Consider the following 8,690-nt stretch of genomic DNA (forward strand, 5'->3'; position numbering starts at 1 on the left):
TAAATTAAAATTATTAACGATTATATATAATGACCGAACTAAAGACGATTATAGAAAAAGCTTGGGACGATCGATCCTTACTAACCGAATCTGAAACACTTGTGGCTATCCGTCAAGTTGTAAATTTATGCGATCAAGGGAAATTGCGTTGTGCAGAGCCTGTAGCCGATGGGTGGCAAGTTAACGAATGGGTGAAAAAAGCTATTGTTCTCTACTTCCCTACTCAGAAAATGCGCACTATGGAAGCTGGAATTTTTGAATATCACGATAAAATTCCATTGAAATCTGGGTATGAAGCCAAAGGAGTTCGCGTTGTGCCTCATGCTGTGGCACGCCATGGAGCTTATATTTCGAAAGGGGTAATCCTAATGCCTAGTTATGTTAATATTGGTGCGTATGTTGATGAAGGTACCATGGTAGATACTTGGGCTACAGTTGGTAGCTGTGCTCAAATTGGTAAAAACGTTCACCTTAGTGGTGGTGTAGGTATTGGAGGGGTTTTAGAGCCTTTACAAGCTTCCCCGGTAATTATTGAAGATGATGCTTTTATAGGCTCCCGCTGCATCGTTGTTGAAGGGGTACGCGTAGGGAAAGAAGCTGTTTTGGGAGCAAATGTGGTACTTACTGCTTCAACAAAAATTATAGATGTTACAGGAGAATCTCCTGTTGAAACAAAAGGCTATATTCCGGAGCGTTCGGTAGTAATTCCTGGTAGCTATACCAAAAAGTTCCCAGCAGGTGAATATCAAGTTCCTTGTGCGCTAATAATTGGGAAACGCAAAGAAAGTACAAACTTAAAAACATCGCTTAACGACGCTTTACGTGAGTATAGTGTTGCGGTATAATTCAGAAAAACCTGAATTTTTATTTACAACCAATCCAATTCTTAAAAACAATATCGAGTTGTTATAATTGAATATAGCAACTCGTTTTAATTGAATAAACTACAGCAAAGTATTACGGTATGTTAATTAAAACCAAAATGAATAGGTATTTATCTCTTTAAGGTTTTAAACCTGTATTTTTGCCAAAAATTAAAATAGATTAGTATTATGAGATTTATATTTGCTTTATTATTTGCAATTTCACTGGTTTCTTGTAACGATTCGGCTAGCAATGATTACACGTTTGAAGGTGATGCTGTTGGGTTTGAAGATGGAGACAAAATTTATGTATTTACTTTAGAAAATAAACAGCCTAAAGCTGTGGACACTTTAACGGTAACCGATGGAAAGTTTTCGGCTACTTATAATAAGAGTGAAGGTTATGACCTAAACTTTTTACGTATAGATGGTGTAAACGGGTCTGTTTTATATTTTCCTGAAAACGTAGATATGCAAGCTGTAGTATACAAAGATAGCTTACAAGCTTCAAGAGTGAGCGGTGGAAAAGAAAATGAAGCTTATAGTGAGTTTGTTGACAAGATGGTTTCTTTAAACAAGGTTAAGCAGCAACAAATGGAGCGTTACCGTGCTGCACAACAAGAAAATGACACTGCTGCCATTACACAGGTTCAAAGTGAAAACTTAAACTTGATGAATGAAGAAATTGAATTCAAAAAAGATTTCTTAAGTAAAAACAACAATTCGATTTTTGCTGTGATGCTAATTTCTGAAATGGTTAGCAAAAAGGAGTTAAACCCAAGCGAGGCTTCAACATTTATCGACAATCTGAACCCAAAACTAGCCGAAAACGAGTTGGTTATCGACCTTAAAAACAACGTTTCGTCTTTAAAGAAAGCGAGTATTGGTAGTAAAGCTCCTAATTTTAGCGCTCCTACTCCTACAGGCGAAATGATGTCGTTGGAAGATGCATTAGGAAAATATACTATAATTGATTTTTGGGCTTCTTGGTGTAAACCATGCCGTGTAGAAAACCCTAACGTAGTAAAGGTTTATAATAAATATCACGAAAAAGGATTAAACATTATTAGTGTTTCCTTAGATAAAGACACTCAGAAAGACAAATGGCTCCAAGCTATCGAAGATGATAAAATGGATTGGTATCACGTTTCTAACTTAAAGTGGTGGCAAGATCCTATTGCGCAGCAATACAATATACGTGCTATTCCAGCAACCTTTTTACTGGATGAAAATGGAGTTATTATAGATAAAGACCTTAGAGGTGCAGCTTTAGAAGCTAAAATTTCAACCTTACTAGGTGGAGAATAATTTCTATAGAAATTAAATACTAAAAAAGCCTCGGAAACACATTAGTTTTCGAGGCTTTTTTATTGAGGTACTTTCCTTCTACCTTTTCTGTTTAGTTTAAAAGAAAACTAACATTTACTGTAGTTTTTATTTCCATTTCGCCAGGAGCTATTGTTTCTTGCCCTCCTTCACTTTGATCGCTCATCATTGCAGATTTGTACATAATGGGCCCAGGTCCAGCATTTGTCTGTTCACTAATTGAAACTGCTTTTCCTACAGTTTGATTTAAAACGCCCGCGTATTCTTTGGCTTTCATCGACGCATTTTCGATTGCATTTTTACGTGCTTGACTTTCTAATGCCTCTATTTTTGAGGACGAAAACATAACGCCATCAATACGATTAACGCCCGTATCTAGAAGACCACTAATAATAGTTTCGTATTGCGAGAGGTCGTGTAACTTTATCGAGATAGCTTGGTTTGCAGCAAACGTATATGTTTTGGTATTGTAATCGTAATTCTTATTTAAATTCATGTATTGGGTTTGAACATCTTTATTTGCGATGTTCATTTTCTTCAAAAATTTAATAACGTCGTTTACAATGGCATCGTTTTGCTTTTTTAACGATTTAACGTTTTCACCTGTATTTTCTACACGAATATTGATTGTTACATCATCGGGAACAACACGTACAATACCTTCGCCTGTAACATCTATAGTTGGAGGTGGAAGTGTATTTTGAGCCATAACTGCGGTTGTTGTTAATGCTAAAATTAAAATGGTTTGAAGTGCTTTCATATTTTGTTGAATTAGTTTAATAACTGTTGAGATTTTAAATTTTCCCAAGTTTATGCATAATGAATAAAATAATTAAGGGAACAGCAAGCAAAACAACAATCCACAAACTTGTAGTAAATAAGCTAGGTACAAACATTAGTGTTAGTGCATAACCTCCTAAAGCTCCACCTATATGCGCATCGTGACCTACATTTCCTAGTCTTTTTTTCATTCCGAAGATAGAATACAACAAATATGCCACACCAAATAACCAAGCTGGAATAGCAATAGGTATAAAAAATAAATAGAGCCCCATATTTGGATGAAATAATATAGCGGAATACAAGATTCCCATAACTGCACCACTTGCTCCTATTGCGCTGTAATGAGGTTCATCTTTATGAAAGTAAAACGAAAGTAAATTCCCTGCTAATAAGCTTACAACATAAATAATTACGAAGGAAGTTACACCAATACTATTAATTACAACGGGAGCAAAAAAGTATAGGGTAAGCATATTGAATAATAAATGCGAAAAATCTGCGTGTAAAAATGCCGAGCTAAACATTCTTATTTGCTCTCCGTGACGTATCCCCGAAATATTGAATTTATACTTATTGAAAAAGGTCATGTCGTTAAAACCTTTCATTGATATAATTACGTTTGCAGCGATAATTACAATTGTTGCGATGTCTAAGTTTAACATATATATATTTGAATATTTTGAAGTCAAAAATACGAAAACCAAGGGTGAAATTAGGAGTATTTAAGCCGAATTGTGAATTTATTGGCAGCTATTTATAAATCTAAATTACCTTCAACAATTACCGACAAATCTATAGATTCACTAAGATTGCATTCATTTAAAGCGAGATTATAGATAGTGATGAAGTTACCTTACGTTACGAAATGATAAAAGGGGTGAGAATAATTAAAAAATTACTTTTAATTTCCTATTTGCGATGCACACTTTCAAGAAATAAATTGAGTAATTTTGCGGTTTCATTACCTATGCAAAGAATTCTATATATATTCGTTTACCCTATTCTATGGCTTATTTCAAAATTGCCAATGCGTATTTTGTACATAAAATCAACTGCGTTATTTATATTGGTTTACTACATTGTCGGGTATCGTAAGAAAGTAGTAAAAGAAAATTTAGCCTTAGCTTTTCCCGAAAAAACACAGGAAGAACGCAATAAAATCACCAAAGCATTTTTCGAGCATTTATGCGATCTTATTTTTGAAACCATAAAAGCTTTTACCATTTCAGAAAAAGAAATCCGCAAGCGCTTTCTAGTAACCAATGTTGAAATACTAGACAGCTATTACAACAGTGATAAAAGTATTTTATTAATGGCTGGGCATTATGGAAATTGGGAATGGAGTGGCATTCTAAACAAACTCATGAAACATCAAGCTCACGCTGTTTACAAACCGTTAGACAATAAACAATTTGACGATTTGGTTAAAAAAACTCGGGAGCATTTTGGAGGTATTATTGTAAGTAATAAAAAAATAGTTCCAGTACTTTTCCGAAAATGGAAAAAAGGAATAAAGACGCTCACCTACATCCTTTCCGATCAATCTCCTAAACTGAATGCCTTTAAGTATCGCGATACTTTTATGGGGATAGATGTTCCTATGTTTACTGGAACCGAGGAATTGGCTAAAAAGTTAGACTTTGCAGTGCTTTATTTAAAAGTTGAAAAAGTAAAGCGCGGGTATTACACCGCCACATTTGTTCCTATTGCAGATCATCCAAAAACGTATGAAGACTTTCAAATTACCCGTATGTTTTTTGATATGTTAGAAACACAAATTCGTGAAAACCCAGCGCATTATCTATGGTCGCATAAACGTTGGAAACACAGAAAAAAATAACAAGTTCAATATTTTATTTAGCATCTTTTAAAAGACGCCCTTTATAGCAATAAGGAGGTTAATAATTTAAACTATCCAAGGGACTTTTAATTTTATTGAGTTGTTTTTGAGTTACGTTGGTATAAATCATCGTTGTTTTAATACTGTAGTGTCCTAATAAATCTTGAATTAACCTAATATCTGTTCCGGTTTGCAACAAATGCGAAGCGTAACTATGTCTTAATCCGTGTAGGCCTACACTTTTATTAATTCCTGCATTTTTTAAGCCCTCTCTAAAAACCGTTTGTACAGTTCCTTTAGAATATTGCCCACCAAACCTACCTTCTAGTAAGTATTTTTTGGGTTTATATTGAAAGTAATATTTCCTTAATAATGGCAAAATGGAATTTGGTAACGGGACATATCTGTCTTTTTTGCCTTTTGCTTGAGCTATCAGCACTATTCCATCTTTAGAATTAATATGTTCTAACTTAAGGTTTACCACCTCACTTACTCGCAAGCCCATACCGTAGCACAGTTGTAATGCTAAGAGGTGTTTGATGTTTGTAACTTGTTTAAAAAGTAAAGAAATTTCTCGTTGAGTTAATGTTTTTGGTAGGGTTGCCGGCTTTTTAGGTCTTGGGATATCAAAAAACATTTTTTCGCGGTGTAAGACCTGTTCGAAATAAAATTTAATTGCATTTATTTTCCCATTTAATTTTCGCTCTTTCATTTTTTCATTTTTTAAACAATAGAGGAAATATGACTTAAGTTTCTCTGGAGTAAGTTTTTCTACAGGATAATTATTTAGCAATAACAATAAATGCTTGAGCTCTGTGCAATAAACCCGAATTGTATTCTCGCTATAAGCTTTAAGATTTAATTGGTTTACAAAGTGTAACATAGCTTGCTGATTTACTGGATGAATATTACACAGCAATTTATTTTTATTGTTTTTTTTAGGTAGGTATAGCACTTCTCGTACGGCAGGTGTGTCTAATAGATACCAAGATTTATTGGATTGGCTCCATTTAGCTGATGGAAATCTTTTTTTTAGGGCATTTTTTAGATGAAAATGGTATGGAAATCTAACCCAAATAACGGGTTTATTCTTATGAGCTCCAGGTTCGAATTTATAGTTTTTCAGGTCCATAGCGTATCGTCATTTTGTATATCAAACAATCTGAAAATTAGTGATATACGTCTAAAGATATACAAAATAACGCATAGAAAAAACTGTATAAAGTCTTATGTATTGGTAGTTGGGTAAAAAATTTGGTGTTTTTCGGGGTATGTTACGAAATTGCGTATATTTACGTGTTGGCAACAAGCTAAAAAACATCTGAACATAAATGAAAGATAATAGACCTATAGACAGAAAAAGAAGTTCGGGAGGAAATGCAGAAATCGGAACCAAGGAAGATGGAGCAATTGAACAAATGATAAAAATTGGCGAAAGACTAATTGTACTCAAAGAAAGGTCTATTTATGAATTTATGATGGCTGATGACGTTGACCCTGAAAGAACAAATATTAATCTTCCAAACAACATTCATAAACTGATAATTGACCAAGGTTCGGAATCTGAAATGGTTTCAAGAGTTTTTATTACTGCAAACATTCTATTTAATAAAGGCAAATTTGAAAATACAATAGATACAGAAAAAGCATTAACTCTAACTTTAGACCTTATTCAAGAATTATCAATTTTAGATACTGAAATTCAGAGCTATTTAGATAAGGAAATAGAGGTTACTGAAGAGTACGAATCTAAAAGAAGTAAACCTGTTAGTTATTCAATTCCATCGATTGGTAATGCCAAAAATAGATGCACAACTATTTTTCAAAAAGCTGACCACATTGAGCAGACATTGATGAAAATAATTACTCTTTTTTATCCGAATGACGGATTAACTCAACAATCTCATTTTCCAAAGCTATACAAAATTATCGAGGAGAAATATGGCGAAAAAGACAGTTTCACCGAGTTTCTCGGTAAGATTTTAGAATTTATGAAACTAATAAGAAATTTAAGAAACGCTTTAGACCATCAACTTAAAGGCGTTGAAATTTATGATTTTGAATTAGCACCAAACTCTGACGTTATCGCACCAAGTATTGAATTAGATTTTAAAGGCAGTAAATTAGAAAGGCAATCATTGTCGGAATTTTTAAAATTTCTAGTTCCAAACTTTATTTATATCTGTGAAATTACCATCGTGCATTTAGCTGGTCGAAATTTTATTCCAACACTTATGCAACAAACAGTTCAAGAAATTCCAGAAAATAAAAGAAGAAATAAGTTTGTTAAATATAGCTTTTGGTCTAATATGGGAGAAGGTGGATATTATGACCAATAAAAACTCATAAAAATAAAATGGAAGAGAAAAATAAAATAGCTGATTTACCATCTTATTCAAAAATCAGAAAAGATGTTCAAGGAGCTAATGCAATTGGTAAAATAGTAAAAATTCTTTCATTTTTTGGTATCAAAAACAAAAGCTTAAATGAAGCCTTTTCTAAAATTCCTGACTTAAAAAAAGAAGTTGAGCATCTTTCTACATTACCAGATAGATTCAATTCACATTTTGCCAAATTAGGATGGATTTCACACGAATCTATGAATTCGCCACTAATGGAAAAGGCAGTTGAATTAGCTGATAATGGCGATATTGAAAAAGCAGAAACAATTTTATCAAATCATTTCACATCAACAGAAATTAATTGGTTACAACATAGATTCAGAGTTTTACCTGCATTTTCAATACGTTTTGAACTAATTGAGAAAGCATATAAAGACACACTTGAAAGAAGATTTCATTCTTGCGTTCCACTATTACTAACAATAATCGATGGAGCAGTTAATGATATAAGTAAGAGTAAAGGTTTCTTTTCAGAAAACACCGAATTAAAAGCTTGGGATAGTATTGCATCTCACAGTAGCGGACTGACAGCTATTAAAGATATTTTTAATGCTTCAAGAAAAAAAACCAACGCTGAAGAAATATTTCTACCTTATAGAAATGGAATTTTACACGGTAGAGATTTAAAATTTGACAATCAATATGTTGTAGGGAAATGTTGGTCGACACTATTTGCAGTTAATGACTGGGCAAGAGCACTAAAAGAAGAAAAAGAAAACCCGCCAATTCCAGAAAAACAATTGACTTTAAGTGAAAGTTGGAAAGAATTAAAGAAAACTATAATTGAACATCAAGAATGGAAAGTTAAAAGTGATTTAAGATGGAAGGAACTTGACAATTGGAAACCTAGAGTAAACATAGAAGTTGAGCCATTAAACTTTAATAAATATAGTCCAGAAAAAACCGCATTTGAAATAGCTCAAAGTTGGAAAAATAAAAATTACGGCAATATTGCTAAACTAGTTCATAGGTTTAGTGATAAGGAAATAAATATTGGTGCAGAAGCTGGAAAAATAAGACGTGAATTAGAATACAAAAAACTGATTTCGTTTAAGATTAAATCTGTTAGAGATGAAGCACCAGCAATCTCTGAAGTAACAATGGATATTGTATATCAATTGTATAAAGAAGAAAAGTCAAAAGAGATTGTTTTAAGGTTGATATGTAAAGCAGAAGACGGAGAAATGGGAATAAATGGAAAAGAAAATATGTATTGGGAATTTATAGATAATTTCTTCTATTCATTAGACTTTTGAAAAAAAGCCAGTTGCCAACAATGTATAAAAATAATAGCGGTTTAGTCGCTAAAACGAAAGTAAGTAAATATAAAAAAAGGTCTGTATTTAACCGAAAAATTAGTGCGTAAAATCCGCTACTATTCTTATACGAGACCGTCAGACTGTCTCAAAACTTAATAAGTTTGTTGAAAACTCATTGCACTCTCTTTAGATGCTGCCTTGGTTATTTGTATCTTAA

At 33.0% G+C, this 8,690-nt stretch carries 8 protein-coding genes; 5 read left to right on the forward strand and 3 right to left on the reverse strand.

Going from position 1 to position 8,690, the window contains the following annotated elements:
- The first annotated feature begins 29 nt into the window (after positions 1-29).
- Both RT250_RS10845 and RT250_RS10850 read left to right on the forward strand, forming a co-directional pair.
- Entirely contained in the window at positions 30-845 is an 816-nt protein-coding gene (locus RT250_RS10845) for a 2,3,4,5-tetrahydropyridine-2,6-dicarboxylate N-succinyltransferase (protein ID WP_313114741.1), read from the forward strand.
- A 207-nt stretch (positions 846-1,052) separates the two neighbouring features.
- Entirely contained in the window at positions 1,053-2,171 is a 1,119-nt protein-coding gene (locus RT250_RS10850; protein WP_313114742.1) for a TlpA disulfide reductase family protein, read from the forward strand.
- A 91-nt stretch (positions 2,172-2,262) separates the two neighbouring features.
- On the opposite strand, the gene RT250_RS10855 is transcribed toward RT250_RS10850, so the two are convergent.
- Complete coding sequence (locus RT250_RS10855; RefSeq protein ID WP_313114744.1) at positions 2,263-2,949, reverse strand: SIMPL domain-containing protein; 687 nt, start codon at positions 2,947-2,949, stop codon at positions 2,263-2,265.
- A 34-nt stretch (positions 2,950-2,983) separates the two neighbouring features.
- Entirely contained in the window at positions 2,984-3,634 is a 651-nt protein-coding gene (locus RT250_RS10860; RefSeq protein ID WP_313114745.1) for a rhomboid family intramembrane serine protease, read from the reverse strand.
- Between the two features lie 305 nt (positions 3,635-3,939).
- On the opposite strand from RT250_RS10860, the gene RT250_RS10865 reads away from it, so the two are divergent.
- Positions 3,940-4,812, forward strand: a complete 873-nt coding sequence (locus RT250_RS10865; protein ID WP_313114746.1) for a lysophospholipid acyltransferase family protein — start codon at positions 3,940-3,942, stop codon at positions 4,810-4,812.
- A gap of 58 nt (positions 4,813-4,870) precedes the next feature.
- On the opposite strand, the gene RT250_RS10870 is transcribed toward RT250_RS10865, so the two are convergent.
- A complete protein-coding gene (locus RT250_RS10870; protein WP_313114747.1) occupies positions 4,871-5,944 on the reverse strand; it encodes a tyrosine-type recombinase/integrase in 1,074 nt (357 codons plus the stop codon).
- A 199-nt stretch (positions 5,945-6,143) separates the two neighbouring features.
- On the opposite strand from RT250_RS10870, the gene RT250_RS10875 reads away from it, so the two are divergent.
- Both RT250_RS10875 and RT250_RS10880 read left to right on the forward strand, forming a co-directional pair.
- On the forward strand, positions 6,144-7,151 hold the full coding sequence (locus RT250_RS10875) for a hypothetical protein (protein WP_313114748.1): 1,008 nt from the start codon (positions 6,144-6,146) through the stop codon (positions 7,149-7,151).
- 17 nt (positions 7,152-7,168) lie between these two features.
- Positions 7,169-8,470: a hypothetical protein gene (locus RT250_RS10880; protein ID WP_313114749.1), complete on the forward strand. Its 1,302-nt coding sequence runs from the start codon at positions 7,169-7,171 to the stop codon at positions 8,468-8,470.
- The last annotated feature ends 220 nt before the right edge of the window (positions 8,471-8,690 follow it).

Source organism: Aequorivita sediminis, assembly GCF_032080575.2.
GTDB lineage: Bacteria > Bacteroidota > Bacteroidia > Flavobacteriales > Flavobacteriaceae > Aequorivita > Aequorivita sediminis.

Bases quoted from the DNA above. Each gene is read 5' to 3' on its own strand.
- RT250_RS10845 (WP_313114741.1), top strand. From the start codon at position 30: ATGACCGAACTAAAGACGATTATAGAAAAAGCTTGGGACGATCGATCC.
- RT250_RS10850 (WP_313114742.1), top strand. From the start codon at position 1,053: ATGAGATTTATATTTGCTTTATTATTTGCAATTTCACTGGTTTCTTGT.
- RT250_RS10855 (WP_313114744.1), bottom strand. From the start codon at position 2,949: ATGAAAGCACTTCAAACCATTTTAATTTTAGCATTAACAACAACCGCA.
- RT250_RS10860 (WP_313114745.1), bottom strand. From the start codon at position 3,634: ATGTTAAACTTAGACATCGCAACAATTGTAATTATCGCTGCAAACGTA.
- RT250_RS10865 (WP_313114746.1), top strand. From the start codon at position 3,940: ATGCAAAGAATTCTATATATATTCGTTTACCCTATTCTATGGCTTATT.
- RT250_RS10870 (WP_313114747.1), bottom strand. From the start codon at position 5,944: ATGGACCTGAAAAACTATAAATTCGAACCTGGAGCTCATAAGAATAAA.
- RT250_RS10875 (WP_313114748.1), top strand. From the start codon at position 6,144: ATGAAAGATAATAGACCTATAGACAGAAAAAGAAGTTCGGGAGGAAAT.
- RT250_RS10880 (WP_313114749.1), top strand. From the start codon at position 7,169: ATGGAAGAGAAAAATAAAATAGCTGATTTACCATCTTATTCAAAAATC.